We start from the raw sequence: 20,968 nt of genomic DNA, 5'->3' as shown, positions 1-20,968 counted from the left end.
GACCCTGCCGGGCAGGTCAATGGAAGGAAACGAATGAACTTCGAGCACATCAAAGTCACGCGGGACGGCGCAATCGTGTGGCTGACATTGAATCGCCCGGAACAGGCCAATGCCCTGACAATTGCCATGGCCGAGGACTTCTGTGCAGCCGTATCCGAGGCCGAGGCCGACCCCGGGTGCCACGTCCTCATTCTTCAAGGTGCCGGCAAATACTTTTGCGGCGGCGGCGACTTGGCCGGCATGGCGAATTCCGACGATCCCGCCGGCTTCCTGCGGACTCTTGCTGGAAAAATGCATGAAGGACTTCTGGCCCTGGCCCGGTCCAGGCTCGTGACAGTAGCCGCCGTGCAGGGTGCAGCAGCCGGGGCGGGGCTCGGTCTGGTTCTCAATGCCGACTTCGTGATCGCCACACCAACCGCATCGTTTCTGAGCGCCTACTCACGCCTCGGATTGACCCCCGATTGCGGAGTCTCCTACCTGCTTCCCCAGGTGGTCGGACCGCGCCGCGCCGCGGAGATGGGCCTGGGCGGCCGCGTGGCAGCTGCTAAGGAGGCCTTGGACTGGGGGCTCGTCACAGAGCTGGTTGAGGAATCCCAACTGCATGGCAGGACCGTGGAGCTGGCAGCGCAACTCGCCGGTGGGGCCACCCAGATACTGGGCCCGACGAAGCGGCTGCTGACCGCGGCAAGACTCTCGGCTTATGCCGGGCACCTCGCCGACGAGGTCCAGTCGATTACAGCCATGATCTCCCAAGCAGACACCGGCAGCCGCATCGCGGCCTTTGTGGAGCGCATAAAGGTTTAGGGCCCGTTGACAGGGGGTGCTGGACGGGGCGCGGCGCAACTCCCGCAACGGCAGAAACACCCAGCAGATCCATACCCTGCAGCGGCCGGTGGAGATCACGGTCCCGCGGGACCGGAAGGGCACGTTCGAGCCTGTGATCGTGCCGAAGGGCCCGCCGGCTGGGCAGGGTCGAGGACATGATCCTCTCCCTTTACGCCCCGGGATATCGGTTCACACCTGGAGGAAACCTACGGGGCGACCGTCTCGGCAGCGACGATCTCCAGGGTCACGGAAGTGATCGCGGATGTGATCACCCAGTGGCAGAACCGGCCGTCGGAAGCGGTGTATTCCATCGTCTATCTCGACGCGATCTGGCTTAAAATCCGGGGACCGCAACGAGACGATCGTCAAGTTCCTGCTGACCGCCGCCGCCGTCGGAGTGCTCTACAAGGAACAGGCCTCGATCTCCGGCGCCGAGGTCGGCTGCCAGGGCGAGGTGGGCTCGGCGTCGTCGATGGCCGCCGCCGGCCTGGCCGAAGTCATGGGCGGCACGCCCCAACAGGTGGAAAACGCCGCGGAAATCGCGATGGAACACAACCTCGGCCAGACCTGCGACCCGATCGGCGGGCTCGTCCAGATCCCCTGCATTGAACGCAACGCGATCGCCGCGGCCAAAGCCATCAATGCCGCCAAGACGGCGCTCTGGGGCGACGGCACGCACCGGGTCTCCCTCGACGAGGTCATCGTGACCATGCGCGAAACCGGCAAGGACATGTCCTCCAAGTACAAGGAAACCGCCACGGGCGGCCTCGCCGTGAACGTGGTGGAGTGCTGAATCAATTGTTCAGCGCTGCCCAGAGGTTCAGCGACGAGGCAAACACAATCCAGGCGACGTAGGGCAGCAACAGCAGCCCGGCCGTGCGGCTGATCGGCCCGAAGTAGAGCACCGTGACGGCCACGGCCACCGCCAGGGCCACGATGATGGCAAAGGCGATCCACAGCGCCGGGGTGCCCATCGCCGGGTACAGGCCGAAGAAAACCGGCGTCCAGAGCAGGTTCAGCGCCAGCTGCACGGCGTAGGCGGTGAGGGCGGCCCGGGACCGTTCGGCGCGGCTGTCTTCGGTCCGGCGGCGCCAGACCAGCCACGCCGCGAAGGCCATCGCGAGGTAGAGCACCGTCCAGACGGGCCCGAACACCCAGTTCGGTGGCGACCACGGCGCCTTGTCTGCGGTGGCATACCAGCCGTTGACGTTGTTGGCGGTGGCCAGTCCGCCGATCCCCGCAACCAGGGCGGAGGCCGCGAGAAAGACCAGCAGTCCCAGCAGCTGGGGACCGATCGCGAGCTTTCCGGTCGGATGTCCCGTGGTTCCGGATCCTGCGGCTAGTGATTGCTGATCAGGCGGCATGCTTCCAGCGTAGCGGCTCCGTTCCGGGTCTGTTCGAAGGCCGGTTCCGCGCCTGAGCACGGGGGCGGGCGGATAGACTTGAGCGTGCATGTCCGCATGCCGCCGAAGCTCGTACCGCACTGATTGGATACCGCACCCTTGCGTGAATTCACTGCCCGCTTTGCCTCCGCCGACGAGATCGCCAACTGGGATGCCCACGTCACCGCGAACCCCAATGGCGGCAATCTCCTTCAGTCAGAGGCGTTCGCGGAGGTCAAGCAGCACTTCGGCTGGAAGCCACTCCACCTCGTCTACGAGGCGGCCGACTACACGAGCTACAACCTCGTCCTGGAGAAGTCCTTCCCCCTCCTGGGCAAACTCTGGTACCTGATCAAGGGCCCGGATGTCGCCTCTGTCGAGGACATTCCCGGCATCGCCGCTGCCAACGCGGACTTCGTCAAGCGCGCCCGGCTGGGCGTCTTCGCCATCAAGATCGAACCGGACATCGAGCTGAGCGATGAGGCAAGGCGTGTCATTGAAGGGGCCGGGCTGGTCAAGACCCACAACCTGCAGCCCAATGACTCGACGGCATTGCTGGATATCTCGCCGGAGGACAACCAGCTGTTGCGCAACCTCCATTCCCGCGGCCGCAACGCCGTCCGCCGTGCCATCCGCGAAGGCGTGGAGGTCCGCAACGTGGAGCCCACCGAAGAGAACTTCCGCGCCATGTATGCGTTGATGACCACCACAGTGGAGGCCAAATCCCAGGTCCGGGTCCGTGAGTACGAGTACTACCGCCGGTTCTGGACCAACTTCCTCGACCGGGGCCAGGGCCGGCTGCTGTTCGTCCACGAGAACGGCGTGCCGTCCGTGGGCGCCTTCGTCATCAACTACGGCCGCAAGGGCACATACAAGGATGGCGGCTCGCTGCAGAAACGCAGCCAGTACGGCGATTCCCACCTCGTCCAGTGGACAGCCATCAACCAACTCAAGGAGGTGGGCTGCACCGAATATGATTTCTGCGGCACGCCCCCGAGCGACCAGCTTAAGGACACGTCCAACCCGTTCCACGGCTTGGGCCTGTTCAAGACCAGCTTCAGCAAGACCGTCACGGACTTCGTCGGCTGCTACGACCAGGTGCTCAGCCCGCTGAAGTACAAGGCCTGGATGGCCGCGGGGGAGCGCCTGGCCCGCCAGGTCTACACCCGCCTCACAGGCCAGCAGTTCTACTAAACCGGCTGCACACAGGAAATTGAGGAGGCCGGAATGACCAAGGAACCCGACGGCCACGGCAGGCCGCACACGGACGGACTGCCCCCGACCGAGCCGATGTCGCCCATCCAGGTGCGCCAGAACGCCGCCGCGAAGCGTATGTTGCGGCGGCTGGTCCAGGGCGAGAATCCGCCGACAGCCCCCATGAGCATCGTGGACCGGCTGGCCGGCAGCCCCTACGCCAACCCGATGATCCAGGTCGGCGGCGTAGACACCTCGGCCCGCAAGACCATTGACTTTGCGCTGCATCTGGCCGAGTCCATGTTCCGGTACGGCGCCGGAGCCCTCGAAGTCGAAACCAGCATCATCGCCATCACGGCGGCCCTGGGCCTGAAGAACATCGAGGTGGACATCACCAACCAGTCGGTGGCCATCAACTACGCACCCAAGGACCAGACCCCCATCACCCTGCTCCGCGTTGTGCGGTCCTGGACCAACAATTACGCGGGTCTGGCAAAGGTGCACCAGCTCGTCACGGACATCGTCGCCGGCGGGGTGGGACGCGAGGAGGCCGTGCGCCGGCTCGAGGAAATCACCCACAGTTCCAAACCCTTCCCACGCTGGATGGTCACGGTGGCGTACGGGGTGTTCTCGGCCGTCTTCGTCGGTGTGCTCGGCGGCGGGCCCGGCGCCTCCGCCGTCGCCTTCCTCTCCAACCTGCTGGTCAGCCTGCTGGCCCGAAAGCTGGCGCGCTGGCGCACGCCGGACTTCTTCGTCACCGCCTCGTGTTCCTTCCTGGTCACCTTTGTCGCCCTGCTCCTGTGGCGGTTCGGGGGCTTGGTCGGGATCCAGATACCTCCCGCCATCGTGGTGGTCGGGGGCATCCTGCTGCTGCTGCCGACAGGACGGCTTGTCTCCTCGGTGCAGGATGCGATCAACGGCTTCCCGGTCACGGCGGCGGGCCGCTTCCTCTCCACCATGCTGACCTTCGGCGCGCTCGTCACCGGAATCGCCGTCGGCTTCGTGGTGGGGGACATGACCGGGATGGAGCCGATCAACGTCACCGAAACATTCCCTCCGGCGTATCCGTGGTGGGCCGTGGGCATCATGATCGCCGTTGCCGTCGTCGCGATCGGGATCACCGAACAGACCAGCTGGACGCTGCTGCTCCCTACCGCGGCCGTGGGCGTCATAGGCTATCTGGTCCTCATCGGGGGAGCCGCCCTGGGGATCGGGCCGCGGTTCGCGCCGGCTCTCGCCGCGGTCGTGATCGGCCTGCTGGCCCGTGTGGTGGCCCTGCGGATGGGTGCACCGCAGCTGGTTGTGGCCGTTCCGGCTGCCCTGATCCTGCTACCCGGACTCACTATATTCCGGTCGATGTATGTATTGACGATCGAGGAATCCGAGATCCTGATGGGTGCCGGCGGGATGCTCAACGCCGGCGCCATCGTGCTGGGCGTTGCGGCGGGCATCGTGCTCGGAGACACCCTCGCCCGGCCGCTGACGGGGAGCCTGGCCAGCAACGAACGACGCCGGGCGCGGCGCCGCTGACATGAAAATGACATTTTCAGCCCGGAACGGGCGTCCCACAAGGGACACATTGGCTGGTGGTCATTTTCGTTAGTTCGTCTGGGGTTCAGGGGGCCAAAACCTCTTCGGGTCGGGAGGACATGCCCATTCCTCGCGCCCGGGTCCGGACATAATCGGACTATGTCCATCCGCGGCTCCGGCGCGGGGCATGTCCGTGAGCCCGGCCACCCGCCGCCGGGACCTGACCGCGGCGAGCTGACGCTGCCGGTCAGATCTGCCCTACGGGTAGTTTCTTCTCCGCCTGGAAGTCGTCCTCCACGCGGCCCTTCGCCCAGTAGCCGGAGAGCGAAACCTGTCCGCGCTCCAGTCCGCGCTGGGCATAGAAGACGTCCCGCAGACTCTTCATGTACCCGCGCTCACCGTGCGCGAAGACTTGAACCCGGCCGTCTGGCCATTCGGTGTCCCGCACGGCGTTGACCAGCAACTCGCCGGCGCCGGCAGGCACGCCGTCGCGCAGGAGCCACCGCAGTTCCATGCCGGCCGGCGCGGCGACCGCCTGGATCTCGGCGTCGCTGTCCACCTCCAGGAAGGCGAGGCCGCGGGCGTGCTCCGGCAGGGATTCGATCGCGGCGCTGATCGCCGGCAGGGCGGACTCGTCGCCGGCGAAGAGGTGCCAGTCCGCCGTCGGGTCCGGGTTGTAGCCGCCGCCCGGCCCGGTGAAGACGAGGCTGTCGCCGGGCCGTGCGGAAGCCGCCCAGGGTCCGGCGAGGCCCTCATCGCCATGGATCACGAAGTCGATGGCGAGCTCCCCGGCCGGCTCGTCCACCCAGCGGACGGTGTAGGTCCGGGTGTGCGGCCACTCTTCGCGCGGCATGGATTCCCTGATGGCCCAGAGGTCCAGCGGCTCCGGGTAGTCGATCCCGGGCTGCGGGAACGCAATCTTGATGTAGCGGTCCACGAAACCGTTATTGACGTAGCCGTCAAAGCCCGGGCCGCCCGCGACGATCCGGACCATATGCGGGGAGAGTTGCTCGCGGCGCAGCACGGAGAGGTTGGTCTGCGGTCGCGATTTCCGGCTTGCCGAGGTGGTGGCGGGAACTGAAGTCATGGGCTAAGCCTAGCCAAGAAGCCTGTGTATGAAGCGTGCCCGTGACGCCGGACAACGAAGCCCGGCTACGGAAGCGGTGGCAGTTCCCAGTCCACCGTGCCGTTGCCCTGGGCCTGGAGCAGGGCGTTGGCCCGGCTGAAGGGGCGCGAGCCGAAGAAGCCCCGTGAGGCCGACAGCGGGCTGGGGTGCGCGCTGGCGATCACCGGCGCCGGCCCCAGCAACGGGCGGACGGATTCGGCGTCCTTGCCCCACAGGATGACGACGAAGGGCGCCGGGCCGCCGGCCGCGGTCCGGCGGTTCGTGACTGCGCTGATAGCAGCTGCCGTGATCGCTTCCCAGCCCTTGTTGCGGTGCGATCCTGCCGCCCCAGCCCGGACGCTCAGGACCCGGTTCAGCAGCAGGACACCCTGCTCCGCCCAGCCGCCGAGATCCCCGTGGATCCGCGGCGGGAGGCCAAGATCGGCGTCGAGCTCCTTGTAGATATTGGTGAGGCTGCGCGGGATGGGACGGGTGCCGCCGTCCACCGCGAAGGACAGGCCCACGGCGTGGCCCGGCGTCGGGTAGGGGTCCTGGCCCACAATCAGGACCCGGACGCCGGCCAGGGGCTGCCGGAACGCCCGCAGTACGTTCGACGGCGGCGGGAGCACCTCGTGCCCCCCGGCGGCCTCCGCCGCGAGGAAGCCCAGCACCTGCCGCAGCTGCCGTTCCACGGGAATCAGCGCCTCAGCCCAGTCGGGCGCGACGAGTTCGCTCAGCGGCAGGCGTGCCAGTTCGGCGAAGCCCAAGGTGTCACCGGCCGGCCGTTCCAGCTCGAACAGTGCATCGGAATCACCGGGGTCAGAGTGAGGGGAAACGGAAGCAGGCACGGCTCCATTCTTGCAGGGCGCCAAATGACAACCCTGTTATTCGCCCGTAGCATGGGCACTGACCTTTGTCGGATCCAGCCAGGGAGTGTGTCGTGGCCGAAGCAGTACCGGAGCACCTTTCCACGGCGGAATCAGTTGCCGGGGATTTCCGCAGCGAGTCGCCGCTGAGCAGCCGCGACCAGCAGATGCTGGCCCTGGAGCGGCAGTGGTGGAAGTACGCCGGGGCCAAAGAACAGGCCATCCGTGAGCTCTTCGATCTGTCCGCGACGCACTTTTACCAGATCCTCAATGCGCTCATCGATACCGAGGATGCGCTGGCGCACGATCCCATGCTGGTGAAGAGATTGCGTAGACTACGTACGTCACGCCAACGTGCCCGCACTGCTCGCCGCTTGGGTTCAGACGCGTAAAGCACGGCCGGATGCGCAGGCGATCTGCGCGGAGAAGGCCCTGGCAACTCGTAAGAAATCAGCAAGGACGTCGTTTTTACCATGACCAAATACGCGCGGGATGAATTTGACCGGGTCCCGGAGACCCCCACACGGCAGGGTGTCCACCGTGCAGCCGCCGAATCCCGACGCCGCAGCCTGGGCCCCATCCTGGCGGTCGGCGCCGCCGCCCTGGTGATCGGCCTCGTGGCCTTCCTGTTCCTGCCGAAGCTCGGCTTCAACCCCGCCGGAAACTCAGCAGCCGTGACTGCCGAACAGCCTGCCGGGAGTCCCACCGCCTCACCGGCGCCCAGCGCCACCAGCACGGCTCAAGCCAGCCAGCGCGCCACCGGCTCCGCAACACCGTCCGGTTCCGCATCACCCACAGCCACGCCGGACGACGCCGTGGACAAGACGCAGCCCGTCACTGTCTACAACGCCAGTGGCACGCCTGGACTGGCGGGCCGGGTGAGCACAAGAGTCGCCGCCGACGGCTGGACTCCGGGACCGCTGGGCAACTGGACCGGCGCGCCGCAGACGGGCTCCGTGATTTTTTACGACGGGCCGGAGCAGAAGGCCAACGCCGAAGCCTTGGCCTCGCTGCTCGGCATCCAGGCCCTTGTCGACTCGGCCGAGTTCAACATGCCGCTTGTTGTCGTCCTGGGACCCGGCTTCCAGTAGCCGGTTTCGGTTACGCCTGAATAACTATTAGCCGCCAACGCGGTCCGCAGCCTGCACTCCCGCGCGCTGCCGCGGGTACAGTATTTTGCGGACTTCGTTTCGCATTCCGCGGCGCACATCGGGGTGGGCCGCCCGCAAGCTAGCTGAAAGTGTGGACACCATGGCATTGGGAACCGTCAAGTGGTTCAACGCCGAAAAGGGCTACGGCTTCATCACCGTGGACAATTCCGGAGACGACGTCTTCGTGCACTGGTCGGCCATCGTGGGGGAGGGCTACCGCGCCCTCGACGAAGGCCAGCGCGTGGAACTGGAAGTGGGCGAGGGCGAGAAGGGCCCACAGGCCGAAAGCGTCCGGCCGGCCTAGTGGCACCCCCCGCGGCAGCGCACGTCCGGCAGGTTCCTGCCGGACCGAAACCCGTTCGACGCCGGACGGCCGCCCTGCGGCTGGTCCGCTGCGCCGCGGTGGGGGCCGTTGCGGTGCTGGCGCTGGCTGGTTGCCTGGCGCCCGCGGGCGGCGCCCGGGTGGAGCGCGCTGACGCCAGCGGGGACGGCACGCTGAGGATTGGCCTCATCCTGGACAACACGGGCAAGCAGGATTTTCTCAACGCATCCCAGCTCACGGCGGCGAAACTTGCCGTGAGGGAAATCAATGCCGCCGGCGGTCACAAGGGCAAGCCGGTCGAGCTGCTGCCGGAGACCATCAGCTCTGACGCGGCCGCCCAGGCCAAGGCGCTCGCGGCCGCCAAAGCCGACGTCGTGATCGGGCCGACGGACTCCAGCCGCGCCCCCGGCGCCATCGATGTGCTGTCCAACGCGAAGATCGCCTTGATTTCCCCTGCCAACGCGGCGAGCGGTCTGAGCACCTACAATAGCGGCGGCTATTATTTCCGCACCTCCGCTGCCGATGTCGCGCAGGCCTCGGTCCTGGTCAAACTCGCCCAGGACGGCGGCGCCAAAACGCTCGCCATCGTGTACGAGGAAGGCAGCTACGGTACAGACGTCTCCACTGCCGTGGGCGCTGCCGCCAAACAGGCGGGCCTCGGGCCCGTGGCCGTGGCTTCCTTCAAACCGGGCCAGGCGCAGCAGGCGGCCGCGGCCGCCAAAGCAGCGGCTCCGGACGCCGTCGTCCTCGTCTCCCGTGACGGAGCGCAGGGCGCCATTGCCGAGCTGAACAACGCCGGCCTCGCGGGACGCAAGCTCATCCTCAGCGACGGCGCCGTCAGCCAGTACGGCTCCGGTCTCGGCTCCCGCGCCCTCGACGGGGCCCGAGGTATCCTTCCGGGGGCGTTTCCGTTGGCCCACTTCCAGGGCGAACTGGTGGCGGTTGATCCGGGCCTGAAAGACATGACCTTTGCCGCGGAAACCTACGACGCCGTCAACCTGGCCGCCATCGCGGCGGCCGCGGCAGAGGACGACGCCGGCACCTCCATTGCGGCCCGGCTGATTGCCGTCTCCGGCGGCAGGGCCCAGACCGCCAACGGGGCCCAGCCCTCCGGCGAGGCTGCGGTGTGCACGTCCTACCAGAAATGCGTCGAGGTCCTGCGTGCGGGCAACCGCCCCGACTACGACGGCGAATCCGGGCCGATCAACTTCGATGCCAATGGCGACGTCACGGCGGCGAACTACATGGTGTTCGGCTACGGCGCCGATAACAAGGCCGCCATGAGCGGAAGCGAGACGGCCCGCAGCAGCGGCGGCTGATCGCTCGTAGCGTATTGTGCCGCAGCACAAGCCGGGCAGAGAGCCGATGCGGGCCCGCGCGGGAGGCACACTGGTTGCACTCTCCCCGGGGGAGTGCTAATTATTGACTTAGCACTCCCGCGTATTGACTGCTAAAACGTCGCCCGGTTCGACCGGCCGCGAAGTGAGGCAGCCGGACCGGAAGCGAAAGAAATACCAGGCTGGGTGAGATCCCGGACCCAGTGGCGTACAGAGGCCGCCGGGGAAGGATCGTCCGTCGCGGGCACCGCAGCCAGGTTCATTCTTAACGACTGTCCCGAAAGGACTACTGCCGTTATGGCCAAGATCATTGCATTTGATGAAGAGGCACGCCGCGGTCTTGAGCGGGGCCTGAACATCCTCGCCGACGCCGTCAAGGTCACCCTCGGCCCGCGTGGACGCAACGTCGTCCTCGAAAAGAAGTGGGGCGCCCCCACGATCACCAACGATGGTGTTTCCATCGCCAAGGAGATCGAACTGGACGACCCGTACGAGAAGATCGGCGCCGAGCTGGTCAAGGAAGTTGCCAAGAAGACGGACGACGTCGCCGGCGACGGAACCACCACCGCAACCGTGCTGGCACAGGCCCTGGTCAAGGAAGGCCTGCGCAACGTCGCGGCCGGCGCTGATCCCCTGTCCCTGAAGCGCGGCATTGAAAAGGCTGTCGAAGCCGTCACCCGCGAACTCCTGGCCTCGGCCAAGGAAATCGAAACCAAGGAAGAGATTGCCGCTACCGCGTCGATCTCCGCCGGTGACGACGAAATTGGCGCCCTGATTGCCGAAGCCCTGGACAAGGTCGGGAAGGAAGGCGTCATCACTGTCGAGGAGTCGAACACCTTCGGCCTGGAGCTCGAACTGACCGAAGGCATGCGCTTCGACAAGGGTTACATCTCCGCTTACTTCGTCACCGACGCTGAGCGCCAGGAAACGGTCCTCGAAGATCCGTACATCCTGATCGTCAACTCCAAGATCTCCAACGTCAAGGAACTGGTTGCTGTCCTCGAAAAGGTCATGCAGTCCTCCAAGCCGCTGCTGATCATTGCCGAAGACATCGAGGGCGAGGCCCTGGCCACCCTGATCGTCAACAAGATCCGTGGCACGTTCAAGTCCGTCGCCGTCAAGGCTCCGGGCTTCGGCGACCGCCGCAAGGCGCAGCTCGCGGACATCGCCATCCTCACCGGTGGCCAGGTCATTTCCGAGGAAGTCGGCCTCAAGCTTGAGACTGCCGGCCTCGAACTCCTGGGCCGCGCCCGCAAGGTCGTTGTCACCAAGGATGAGACCACCATCGTCGAGGGTGCAGGTGACGCTGACCAGATTGCCGGCCGCGTTTCCCAGATCCGCGCCGAGATCGAGAACTCCGATTCGGATTACGACCGCGAGAAGCTGCAGGAGCGCCTGGCCAAGCTGGCCGGCGGCGTTGCAGTCATCAAGGCCGGTGCCGCAACCGAGGTCGAGCTCAAGGAACGTAAGCACCGCATTGAGGACGCAGTCCGCAACGCCAAGGCTGCTGTCGAAGAGGGCATCGTCGCCGGCGGTGGCGTTGCCCTGATCCAGGCCGGCGCCAAGGCATTCGCCAACCTGCAGCTCGAAGGTGACGAGGCAACCGGTGCGAACATCGTCCGCGTCGCCATTGACGCCCCGCTGAAGCAGATCGCATTCAACGCCGGCCTCGAGCCGGGCGTAGTCGTGGACAAGGTCCGCGGCCTGCCCGCAGGCCACGGCCTGAACGCTGCAACCGGCCAGTACGTCGACCTGCTGGCTGCCGGCATCAACGACCCGGTCAAGGTCACCCGCTCTGCCCTGCAGAACGCGGCTTCCATCGCCGGCCTGTTCCTCACCACCGAGGCCGTTGTGGCCGACAAGCCGGAGAAGAACTCCCCGGCCATGGGTGGCGGCGACGACATGGGCGGCATGGGCGGCATGGGCGGTTTCTAACCACCCGGCTCCTATGCCACTGAACATATAGTTCGACACATATAGTTCGACGACGGCGGTCTCACCTCAGGGTGGGGCCGCCGTCGGCGTTAACCCGCCCGCCCCAACCCGACCCTCCCTCAGTTCTCGCACTGTTCCAGCCGACGCTCCCTCAGATCCTTCCCTTTCCGCACGGGGGCTCCCGCACTGATTGTCCGCTTCGCCGGCTCGCTCCCCCAGATGACGGCAGCCGGTACCGGATGTGGGGAGCGTCGGTGGTATTGCGGCGGAATGTGGGGGAGCGTCGGTGGTATTGCGGCGGAAAGTGGGGGAGCGTCGGTGGTATTGCGGCGAAAGGTGAGGGAGCATCGGTGGGAGCGGGGGATCTGGCAGGATGGACCAGTGACGATTACAGCAGCAGCCGACGGTTCGGCTTTAGGAAATCCCGGTCCGGCCGGATGGGCCTGGTATGTGAACGACGACTGCTGGCGGGCCGGCGGATGGCCGCACGGCACCAACAACATGGGCGAGCTGATGGCCGTCCTGGACCTGTTCCGGGCCACGGCACACCTGCCCGGCGAGGATCTGCACATCCTCTGCGACAGCCAGTACGTCATCAACTCCGTGACCAAGTGGATGCCGGGCTGGAAGCGCAAGGGCTGGCGCAAGTCTGACGGCAAGCCCGTCATGAACGTGGACCTGCTCAAAGAGATCGATCAGGCGCTGGTTGGCCGCAAGTACAAGTTTGAATGGGTGCGCGGACACGCCGGGCACGACCTCAATGAGGCAGCGGACGACCGCGCAAGGGCGGCGGCCACGGCTTTCCAACAGGGCGTGGCTGCCCGCCAGGGCCCAGGGTTCGGCCCGACGGCGGAGAGCGCCGCGCCCGCGCCGCAGGCCGCACCAGCCGCCGCGCCCGCCGCCCTGCGGCCGGCGTCGGCGCCGGACGGCCAGCAGGGGCTGTTCGGCCAGACCGGTTCCTTCGACGAACCCGATCTATTCAGCGAGCTCGAAGAGGAGTCCACGCCGGCGCCCTGCACGGACTCCAGCCCGGAAGCCGTCGTCGAAGCGCTTGAGCGCGAGTTCCTCCTTCCGGAAACCCGGGCCGACATCGGACGCACCGGCGTGCTGCTGCACCCTGACTTCACCGAAATAGGGAGCTCGGGCCGTATCTGGACACGGGACGCCATGATGATGGCCCTGGAAGAGAACCCGAAAGGACCCACCGAACTCGAGATTCTGGGCGCAGACCGTCTGGGCGAGAGCGCCATCCTGCTGACCTACCGCAGCTTCGCCCGCTCGGGAACGGTCCTGCGCAGCTCCCTTTGGGTCCATGACGGGGCGCAATGGCGGCTCCGCTTCCACCAGGGCACTCCCGAGGCTTAGGACCGGGAGCGGGGCCGGTGCGGCGCCGCTCAGCTGAAGCGCTGGGTGTTGTTCAGCTCGGTCTGGTCATAGCTGGCCGCCGCCGAATTGAGCGCCAGATTGATGGACGCCAGGGACGACTCAACCCTGCCTTGGGTCAGGGCCCACTCGGCGACGAGGGCTTGGAAGTTGCTGGCCGCGGAGCCTCGCCAGCTGGCCTGCAGCTCGTCCAGGCCGCGCTTCATGGCTTGGACGTCCGCGCTGATCCGCTCGACTGTGGCCTTCACATTCGCTGACTTGAGCTGGAGTAGTTCCGTGTCGACGGAGATGATGCTCATGGGGGTAGCCTCTCGACGGTGCCTGGAAGCAGCCCCGCTCCAGCGTCACGAAGGCGACGCCGGAAGGGGGCTGCCCCGTCCGGACTTTCCGGACACAACGAGCCTAGGCCGGCGAGACCAGCGCGGCCCGCGGCCAATTCGGCTATGTGGACAACCGGCGTGCGGAGAGCCCAGACAGAGAGCCCCAGACAATGAGCCCAGAAAATGAGGCCGGCCGAAGAGCCCCGGACAATGAGCCCGGCCGAAGAGCCCCGGACAATGAGCCCGGCCGAAGCGAGGAACCAAGGGGCCCCGATCAGGAATCAGGTGTCGGCTGGGGCTCCGGGGCCGGCGCTCGCCGGTGCGTCGGCTGACACAGTTTCCCCTGACGGTGCGTCGCCTGCCCTGGCCTCATCCGACCTGGCCTCATCCGACCCGGCCTCGTCCGACCCCGCCTCATCCGACACGGCGTCGTCGGCCGCGGCTTCGTCCACGAACGGAAGGCTGACCACGAGGGTGGCGCCCCCGCCGTCGGTCTTCTCGACCCGGACCGTGCCGGAGTGCGAGCCGACGATGGCCGCCACGATCGCGAGCCCGAGCCCGCTGCCGCCGGTTTCCCTGGTCCGGGAGGTGTCCGCGCGGTAGAACCGCTCGAAGACCCGGGAAGCTTCCTCGTCGGGCACTCCGGGGCCGTGGTCCCGGACCTCGAAGACGGACTGCCGCGTTCCGTCCCCGGACGTCCGGACGCCGACGGCGAGTTCAATGGGGGTGCCCTCCGGCGTGTAGCGCAGGGCGTTGCCGACGAGGTTGCCGACCACCTGCCGCAGTTTCGCCTCGTCGCCCAGCACCGGCGCGGGGCGGGGGGGACCGCCGTCGAGCCCCGTGAGCGAGATGCTGCGGCTGCGGTCGCTGGCCTGGGTGTCCACCATGGCGTCGTGGGCGAGCAGCAACAGGTCAGCGGGCTTCTGCTGCAGCGGCCGCTGCTCATCGATGCGGGCCAGCAGCAGCAGGTCCTCCACCATGGTGCCCATCCGCTTTGCTTCACTTTCGATCCGCCCCATGGCGGTGGCTACGTCCTCCGGGGTGGACAGTGCGCCGTGCCGGTACAGCTCCGAGAACCCGCGGATAGTGACGAGCGGGGTCCGCAGCTCGTGGGAGGCGTCGGCGGCGAAACGACGCATCCGGGACTCGGACGCCATGCGGGCGGCGAAGGCGGTTTCGATATGCGCCAGCATGGCGTTGAGAGAGCCGCCGAGCCTGCCCACCTCGGTGTTGGGGTTTTCGATTTCCACCCGCCGCGAGAGGTCGCCGGCGGCGATGGCCGCCGCGGTCTTTTCCACCCGCGCCAACGGCCGGAAGGACCGGGAGATACTCCAGGTGGCGATGAAGAAGGCCAGCACCAGGGTCAGCAGCCCGACGCCGACCACCACCAGGACGGCGTGTTCCATCACCGAATCCACCGGCGCCAGCGGGAGCCCGATCACCACCACGGAGGTGCGGTCGTTGCTGTCGACCACGCTGAGGGCCACCACCCGCCAGTTGTGCCCGTCCGTTCCGCTGACCTGGTAGGGCGCCTGCTGGCGCACCCTGGCCTCGGCGGCGGAAATATTCTTGATGTCCGGGTGTGATCCCTTGTCGCCACCGAACGGAAAGGGCGCCAGCCCGGGGCTGAAGAGCATCAGGGAATAGTCGGTGGGAATGTTCGGGTTCTGCTCCTGCAGCTGGCTGAACGACTTTTCCTGGCGCACTGAGTCGACGGCGGCCTTGAGCTTGTCGTCCACCTGGCCCTGCAGATAGCTGTGCAGCAGCGTCAGGGTGCCGGCGCCGGTGGCGGTGAGCGCCACCAGCATCAGGGCAGTCATGATGGCGACGAGCTGCGACCTCAGCGAGGCCGATTTCCAACGGTGCAGCAAGGTCAGCGCTTCTCTGCCGTCCGCAGCACGTAGCCGACGCCGCGCTTGGTCTGGATCAGGGCCGGGGCGTCCGGATCGATGTCCACCTTGCGGCGCAGGTAGGAAATATAGGATTCCACGATCGAGGCGTCACCGTTGAAATCGTATTCCCAGACGTGGTCCAGGATCTGGGCCTTGGACAGGACACGGTTGGGGTTGAGCATGAGGTAGCGCAGGAGTTTGAATTCGGTGGGGGAGAGCTCGATCACGGTGCCGCCGCGGCGTACCTCGTGGGCGTCGTCGTCGAGCGTCAGGTCATCCACGCGGATGACGGCGTCGTCGTCGTTCTGCAGCGGCTGGGTCCGGCGCAGCACGGCACGGATGCGCGCCACCACTTCGTCGAGACTGAACGGCTTGGTGACGTAGTCGTCGCCGCCCACCGTCAGTCCCATGACCTTGTCCTCGGTGTCATCCTTCGCGGTCAGGAAGAGCACCGGAAAGTGCTTGCCCGCGGCGCGCAGCCGGCGCGTGACGGTGAAGCCGTCCATGTCCGGCAGCATGACATCCAGCACGGCGAGGTCGGGGGAGTGGAGCTCCGCCGCGGCCAGCGCCTCGCGCCCGTTGCCCGCGGAGACCACCTCAAAGCCGGCGAAGCGGAGCGACGTGGAGAGCAGCTCGCGGATGTTCGGTTCATCATCGACGACGAGGAGCTTGGCTTCTGGACCGTTCTTTTTCATAACTCCCATGTTCCTCCCAGAGTCTGGGAGTTTTCTGAATGGCAGATGTATGTTGTTTGGGCGTGCACCTAGCTCGCGGTGCCCACGTCCTTGGCATCCATGATCCGGTAGGCGTAGCCCTGCTCGGCCAGGAAGCGCTGGCGCTTGGCTGCGAAGTCCTGGTCCAGGGTGTCCCGGGCCACGAGTGAATAGAACCGGGCCGCGCGGCCGTCCTTCTTGGGCCGCAGCAGCCGGCCCAGGCGCTGGGCCTCCTCCTGGCGGGAGCCGAAGGAACCGGAAACCTGGATCGCGACGGAGGCCTCGGGCAGGTCGATCGAGAAGTTGGCGACCTTGGACACCACGAGGGTCTGGACTTCGCCGGCGCGGAAGGCGTCGAAGAGCTTCTGGCGATCCTTCACGGAGGTGTCGCCCTTGATCACCGGGGCCTGGAGGCGTTTGCCGATCTCGTCCAGCTGGTCGATGTACTGCCCGATCACCAGCAGCTGCTCGCCGGCGTGCTCGGCCACGAGCTGTTCCACCACGAGCGTCTTGGACTCGGAGGTGGCGCACAGGCGGTACTTGTCCGCGTCTTCGGCCATCGCATAGGCCACGCGTTCATCGCGCGGGAGATCGATCCGGACCTCCACGCAGTCCGCCGGAGCGATGTAGCCCTGGGCCTCGATGTCCTTCCACGGCGCGTCATAACGCTTGGGGCCGATCAGGCTGAAGACCTCGCCCTCGCGCCCGTCCTCGCGGACCAGGGTGGCGGTGAGCCCGAGCCGGCGCCGGGCCTGCAGGTCCGCGGTCATCCGGAAGATCGGGGCGGGCAGCAGATGGACCTCGTCGTAGATGATGAGCCCCCAGTCATTGCCGTCCAGAAGCTCCAAGTGGGGGTACAGGCCGCCGCGCTTGGTGGTGAGCACCTGGTAGGTCGCGATCGTGACGGGACGGACCTCCTTGACGGAGCCCGAATATTCGCCGATCTCCTCCTCGGTGAGGGACGTCCGCTTGAGCAGCTCGTCCTTCCATTGCCGGGCCGACACCGTGTTCGTCACCAGGATCAGCGTCGTGGTGGAACTCGTGGCCATCGCGGCCGCCCCTACCAGCGTTTTGCCGGCTCCGCAGGGAAGCACGACGACGCCGCTGCCGCCGGCCCAGAAGTTCTCCATCGCCAACTGCTGGTACGGGCGCAGCTTCCAGCCGGACTCGTCCAGCATGATCGGATGGGGCGTGCCGTCGACGTAGCCTGCCAGGTCCTCCGCAGGCCAGCCGATCTTGAGCAGCAGCTGCTTGAGCTGGCCGCGCTGGGAGGAATGCACCACCACGGTCTCGCCGTCGATCCGCGGGCCCAGCAGGGGAGCGATCTTCTTGGCGCGGCTGACCTCCTCGAGCACCGGGTAATCGGAGGTGCGCATCACGAGGCCGTGTTGCGGATCCTTCTCGAGCCGCAGCCGGCCGTAGCGGGACATGGTCTCTTCGACGTCGATCAGCAGGGAATGCGGCACCGGGAACCGGGAGTACTTCAACAGCGTGTCCAGGACCTTTTCGGCGTCGAGCCCGGCGGCCCGGGCGTTCCAGAGGCCCAGCGGTGTCAGCCGGTAGCTGTGCATGTGTTCCGGGGCGCGCTCCAGTTCCGCGAAGGGGGCGATGGCGTGGCGTGCTTCGGTGGCCAGTTCGTGGTCGACCTCAAGCAGGATGGTTTTGTCACTCTGGACGATCAGTGGTCCGTCATTCACTGGAGCAATTCCTCAGCGGCTTCTACGTCAATAATCCGGTGGATGGACAGGACGCGTTCGGTTTCCTTCTCCGGGTCAAAGACCCGCACGCGTCCGCCGTTCACAGCTACCGGAACAACCGTTTCGCGGTTGGCATTCCCCAGGCTGTCCACCACGTTCATCACCACCCGCTGTTTGAGCCTGATCGCCTTCAGCAGGGTTTCCAGTCCCAGCTGCGTGGCCTCCTCGCTGCCGGGAGGCGCCGCGGGATGGCCGCCGGACCCGCCGGCTGCGGGGCGCCCGCTGCGCAGCACGGAGAGTTGCGCGTCGACGTCGGCTGCCGGCGGGGCGGTGCGCGGCGCGGTGTACACCGGGCGCGCGGAGCCGGGCACGGCGGTGCTGCGGCGCAACCTGAGGACGGCGGACTCGGGCTCCTCCAGGGCCGGGGACAGCCCCAGGCTCCGGAGCAGCTGCGCGGTTTCCCGGGGCGCGGCCTGGGAGATCAGCACGGTAGGTGCGATCTGTGCCAGGCCCAGGCCGGCCGCAGCGGGGGTATTGAGCAGCTCCAGCAGCGCCGTTTCATCGTCGCTCTGGATGAAGCTGGCGGCGGCGCCGACGCGGAGGCTGGCGTGGCGGGCGGCGGTGTCCTCGATCAGGTAGCTGAGCGGCTGCGGGATGTCCGTGGCCGAATGCTGGCGCAGGAAGTCCAGCAGGGCCCGGGCGTCCTGGCCGGCGTCGAGCGCCCGGCGGACTGAGGAGACGGAGAAGCGGTAGATCGTGGCCGGCCCCTGGCCCTCGGCGTCGGCCATGGTCAGGAGTTTCTCGCTCAGTTCCGGGGCGAGGTAGCCGGGCGCCACGGCGGTCAGGTCGGCCTGCAGCAACACATGGTTCAGTGCGGCGGGCAGGTGCTCGCCCAGGATGCCGAGGGCATCGTCGGGCCGCTCGGCTGCGATTGCCGCCCCGATCTGGCTCAGGGCGCCGGAGCCGATGAGGCCGAGCATTTCGGCCTCGGCCAGGACACCGCGGATCAGCGAGCTGAAGCGCCGGGCCATCCGGGGCTGTGCCCAGTCGGCGCGTTCCAGGACGGCCGCGGCGTCGAGCACCGGCGCCTGCCCGTCCGGCGCCGAGGCTTCCTGGGTGAGTTCATTCAGGATTTCCAGGATCCGTTTCCGGACTACCGGGGCATCCGGCCGCTGGGCCTCGGCTGAGAGCGCATTAATGGTGGTGCCTGCCGGGCCACGGTGTGTGGCCGGTCCCGGCGCGCCGCCGTTGACGGGCTGACCGACGAGCGAGGGAGCACGCTCGCTGGCGAGCCAGGCGTTGACCAGCCAGAGCCATTGCTCCTGGCGCGGCAGCGTCAGCCACTCAAGCTGGGGCGGCTGGACCCAGGCGGAGCTGTCGACGTCGAGGCGCAGCAGGCCGGCGAGGGCGCACAGCTCGGCGAGCACGCCGGCCTCGTGCAGCTCGATCCGCAGTGAATCGGCCAGGCGCTTCAACTCCCGCACCCCCACGCCGCCGCTGCGCAGAGTGACCAGCGGTTGTTCACGGGCGACGTAGATCAGCTCGCCGACGAGGCGAAGGGTTTCGGCGATTGCTCCCAGGGCGGCGTTGCGGCGCAGCGCAGCGCTCGTTGAACCCAGCCGGGGTACCGGGGGAGCCAGCGCGAAGTTCTCAATGACGAAGCCGCCGCGCAGCGAGACGCCGACGCTGTGCGGAAGTTCCACGTGGGCGGCGTCCAGCGGCACCAGCAGACCCCGGCCCAGCAGCCAGTCCACGGGTCCGACGTCGGAGCCTTCGGTGACCACGGAAGCGCGGCGCTGCGCCTGGGGCACGGCACCCATGGCCCAGTTCCCGAACCGGGCGAGCAGCGCCGTCGTGCGTTCCGGGGCGGTGGCGAGGATCTGCTGGAGTGCTTCGGGCGAGGCTGTCCAGTGCTGCAGCGACAGGGCCGCCTCCATCGGCGTGGTGGCGGGGGAGATGGCGGCGCCGCTGCGGTGCAGCTCCCCGACGAGCTGGACCACGCGTTGGGCAAACGCGGGCTGGAGCCGCACGAGCTCGGTGTAGCTGCGCCCCAGCCCGGCCGGGTAGATGCCGATGACGTCTTTGAGGCAGCCGACCGGAAGGTAGTAACGCTGCCGCGCGGCGGCGGCCGGCGCGACGCCGTGCGGGGGCTCGGCCCGGTGCACGAGCGCCAGCTCCTGCAGCGAATGCAGCACCCGGTCGATCGATGTCAGGGAGGAGCCGTTGATCAGCTTCTTCAGCATCGCAGACGAGGCGCTGTGGCCGGTGTCGGTGTTGGTGCACAGGTGCAGCGTTTCCAGCACCTGCATCTCCGGGCGGTTAAGCCGCTCCAGGGCGCGCTGCACGCTCACCCGGCCGCTCGCCCGGGCGGCGAGGGCGGCGAAGTCCGGAACACCGGGGGAGATGAGGTCCGGCCGCGCGGAGAACAAGGCCCGCAACGAATCGTCGCTGCGTGCCTCCAGTTCCTTGCTGAGCGCGCGAATAAGGGACATCAGTCCAACGTTACCTTTCCACCGGCTCGCGCGTCCGGCGCCGGGCCGCGACACCGTCTAGCACGAGCAACAGCATTAGCAGGAAAGCAACGGGCAGTCCGTAGAGAGCCACGGAGGTGGTCCAGGCCGGGGCCACCAGATTGCTGAACGCCATGGCCATCACCATGCCCACTGCAAGCAGGGACAGCACGGCGACTGCTGCCGCAATGATCAGGAGGGGCAGGCGGAAGCGCAATGGTGTCATGGGGGCAACGCTAACAGTCCGGCTTCCTCCGCGTCTCACGCCGTCAAAGTTGGGAAGGCAGGATAACCTTGGGGAACAGACCAACACGGTCCGGACGGCCATACTTTGAACCCAGTCATACTTTGAACCCGCATATCCATGCGGATGCGGTGGCCGTCGGCTGTGTCCCCAGCAGAACGAAGAAGGTTGATTACGTGCCTACCGGCAAGGTCAAGTGGTATGACAAGGACAAGGGCTTCGGATTCCTCGCAGCAGAGGACGGCCAGGAGGTCTTCCTGCCCAAGTCGGCGCTGCCCGAGGGTGTCATGGAACTCAAGGCCGGGACCCGGGTGGAGTTTGGCGTGGCCGACGGACGAAAGGGCGCCCAGGCACTGGACCTGCGCGTGCTGGACAAGACGCCCTCCATCGCCAAGGCCAAGCGACCCAGCGCCAGGGACCTTGCCCCTCTGGTGCAGGACCTGGTCACCGTGCTGGACAACCTCTCCGGCACGCTCTCCGCGGGCAAGTACCCGGAAGGCAACAAGGCCAAGGCGATCGCCGTCGCCCTCCGTAAGGTCGCCGACGAGCTGGACGCGTAAGG

The 20,968-nt window shown here is 67.2% G+C and carries 19 protein-coding genes and 2 pseudogenes; 12 read left to right on the top strand and 9 right to left on the bottom strand.

Annotated elements, in window-relative coordinates; all coding sequences use genetic code 11:
* Nucleotides 1–33: 33 nt before the first annotated feature.
* From ABIB26_RS05595 to ABIB26_RS05585, 3 genes and pseudogenes are all read left to right on the top strand, one after another.
* Nucleotides 34–804, top strand: coding sequence for an enoyl-CoA hydratase/isomerase family protein (locus tag ABIB26_RS05595; RefSeq protein WP_354240343.1), 771 nt, complete (start codon nt 34–36; stop codon nt 802–804).
* 37 nt (nt 805–841) lie between these two features.
* Nucleotides 842–1,170 (top strand): annotated as a pseudogene (locus tag ABIB26_RS05590) (transposase); the annotation flags it as partial.
* Nucleotides 1,171–1,186: 16 nt separating this feature from the next.
* A pseudogene (locus tag ABIB26_RS05585) lies at nt 1,187–1,618 on the top strand (L-serine ammonia-lyase, iron-sulfur-dependent, subunit alpha); the annotation flags it as partial.
* 1 nt (nt 1,619) lies between these two features.
* On the opposite strand, the gene ABIB26_RS05580 reads toward ABIB26_RS05585, so the two are convergent.
* A complete protein-coding gene (locus tag ABIB26_RS05580; RefSeq protein WP_354240341.1) occupies nt 1,620–2,189 on the bottom strand; it encodes a TspO/MBR family protein in 570 nt (189 codons plus the stop codon).
* A 138-nt stretch (nt 2,190–2,327) separates the two neighbouring features.
* Here ABIB26_RS05580 and ABIB26_RS05575 point away from each other — a divergent pair, with 138 nt between their 5' ends.
* Together ABIB26_RS05575 and ABIB26_RS05570 are read left to right on the top strand one after the other, a co-directional pair.
* Nucleotides 2,328–3,401, top strand: a complete 1,074-nt coding sequence (locus ABIB26_RS05575; protein ID WP_354240339.1) for a lipid II:glycine glycyltransferase FemX — start codon at nt 2,328–2,330, stop codon at nt 3,399–3,401.
* A gap of 33 nt (nt 3,402–3,434) precedes the next feature.
* Entirely contained in the window at nt 3,435–4,931 is a 1,497-nt protein-coding gene (locus ABIB26_RS05570; RefSeq protein ID WP_354240337.1) for a threonine/serine exporter family protein, read from the top strand.
* Between the two features lie 247 nt (nt 4,932–5,178).
* Here ABIB26_RS05570 and ABIB26_RS05565 read toward each other — a convergent pair whose 3' ends face one another.
* Both ABIB26_RS05565 and ABIB26_RS05560 read right to left on the bottom strand, forming a co-directional pair.
* Nucleotides 5,179–6,018, bottom strand: coding sequence for a siderophore-interacting protein (locus tag ABIB26_RS05565; RefSeq protein WP_354240335.1), 840 nt, complete (start codon nt 6,016–6,018; stop codon nt 5,179–5,181).
* A gap of 65 nt (nt 6,019–6,083) precedes the next feature.
* Entirely contained in the window at nt 6,084–6,884 is an 801-nt protein-coding gene (locus ABIB26_RS05560; RefSeq protein ID WP_502913625.1) for a uracil-DNA glycosylase, read from the bottom strand.
* Nucleotides 6,885–6,976: 92 nt separating this feature from the next.
* On the opposite strand from ABIB26_RS05560, the gene ABIB26_RS05555 reads away from it, so the two are divergent.
* The 6 genes from ABIB26_RS05555 to ABIB26_RS05530 all read left to right on the top strand — a co-directional run bounded on the left by ABIB26_RS05555 (nt 6,977) and on the right by ABIB26_RS05530 (nt 13,012).
* Nucleotides 6,977–7,294, top strand: coding sequence for a DUF3263 domain-containing protein (locus tag ABIB26_RS05555; protein WP_354240333.1), 318 nt, complete (start codon nt 6,977–6,979; stop codon nt 7,292–7,294).
* An 81-nt stretch (nt 7,295–7,375) separates the two neighbouring features.
* On the top strand, nt 7,376–7,993 hold the full coding sequence (locus ABIB26_RS05550; protein WP_354240331.1) for a LytR C-terminal domain-containing protein: 618 nt from the start codon (nt 7,376–7,378) through the stop codon (nt 7,991–7,993).
* Between the two features lie 160 nt (nt 7,994–8,153).
* Entirely contained in the window at nt 8,154–8,357 is a 204-nt protein-coding gene (locus ABIB26_RS05545; RefSeq protein ID WP_306913114.1) for a cold-shock protein, read from the top strand.
* 74 nt (nt 8,358–8,431) lie between these two features.
* Entirely contained in the window at nt 8,432–9,694 is a 1,263-nt protein-coding gene (locus ABIB26_RS05540) for an ABC transporter substrate-binding protein (protein WP_502913627.1), read from the top strand.
* 315 nt (nt 9,695–10,009) lie between these two features.
* On the top strand, nt 10,010–11,647 hold the full coding sequence (gene groL / locus ABIB26_RS05535; protein ID WP_354240329.1) for a chaperonin GroEL: 1,638 nt from the start codon (nt 10,010–10,012) through the stop codon (nt 11,645–11,647).
* Nucleotides 11,648–12,028: 381 nt separating this feature from the next.
* Nucleotides 12,029–13,012: an RNase H family protein gene (locus ABIB26_RS05530; RefSeq protein WP_354240327.1), complete on the top strand. Its 984-nt coding sequence runs from the start codon at nt 12,029–12,031 to the stop codon at nt 13,010–13,012.
* 29 nt (nt 13,013–13,041) lie between these two features.
* Here ABIB26_RS05530 and ABIB26_RS05525 read toward each other — a convergent pair whose 3' ends face one another.
* From ABIB26_RS05525 to ABIB26_RS05500, 6 genes are all read right to left on the bottom strand, one after another.
* A complete protein-coding gene (locus tag ABIB26_RS05525) occupies nt 13,042–13,329 on the bottom strand; it encodes a WXG100 family type VII secretion target (protein WP_354240325.1) in 288 nt (95 codons plus the stop codon).
* Between the two features lie 302 nt (nt 13,330–13,631).
* Complete coding sequence (locus tag ABIB26_RS05520) at nt 13,632–15,221, bottom strand: sensor histidine kinase (RefSeq protein WP_354240323.1); 1,590 nt, start codon at nt 15,219–15,221, stop codon at nt 13,632–13,634.
* Between the two features lie 2 nt (nt 15,222–15,223).
* Complete coding sequence (locus ABIB26_RS05515) at nt 15,224–15,937, bottom strand: response regulator transcription factor (RefSeq protein ID WP_354240321.1); 714 nt, start codon at nt 15,935–15,937, stop codon at nt 15,224–15,226.
* Between the two features lie 68 nt (nt 15,938–16,005).
* Entirely contained in the window at nt 16,006–17,652 is a 1,647-nt protein-coding gene (locus ABIB26_RS05510; RefSeq protein WP_354240319.1) for a DNA repair helicase XPB, read from the bottom strand.
* Nucleotides 17,649–20,144, bottom strand: a complete 2,496-nt coding sequence (locus ABIB26_RS05505; protein WP_354240317.1) for a helicase-associated domain-containing protein — start codon at nt 20,142–20,144, stop codon at nt 17,649–17,651. Before ABIB26_RS05505 ends, ABIB26_RS05510 begins: the two co-directional genes overlap by 4 nt.
* A 10-nt stretch (nt 20,145–20,154) precedes the next feature.
* Nucleotides 20,155–20,388 carry a hypothetical protein gene (locus tag ABIB26_RS05500; protein ID WP_354240315.1) on the bottom strand — a complete coding sequence of 78 codons (234 nt, stop codon included), beginning with the start codon at nt 20,386–20,388 and terminating at the stop codon, nt 20,155–20,157.
* 194 nt (nt 20,389–20,582) lie between these two features.
* Between ABIB26_RS05500 and ABIB26_RS05495 the strand changes: the two genes are divergently transcribed.
* A complete protein-coding gene (locus tag ABIB26_RS05495; protein WP_354240313.1) occupies nt 20,583–20,966 on the top strand; it encodes a cold-shock protein in 384 nt (127 codons plus the stop codon).
* The last annotated feature ends 2 nt before the right edge of the window (nt 20,967–20,968 follow it).

It is taken from the genome of Arthrobacter sp. UYEF20 (assembly GCF_040546335.1).
Lineage (GTDB): Bacteria > Actinomycetota > Actinomycetes > Actinomycetales > Micrococcaceae > Arthrobacter.
This window is presented reverse-complemented; position numbering and strand designations above follow the sequence as displayed.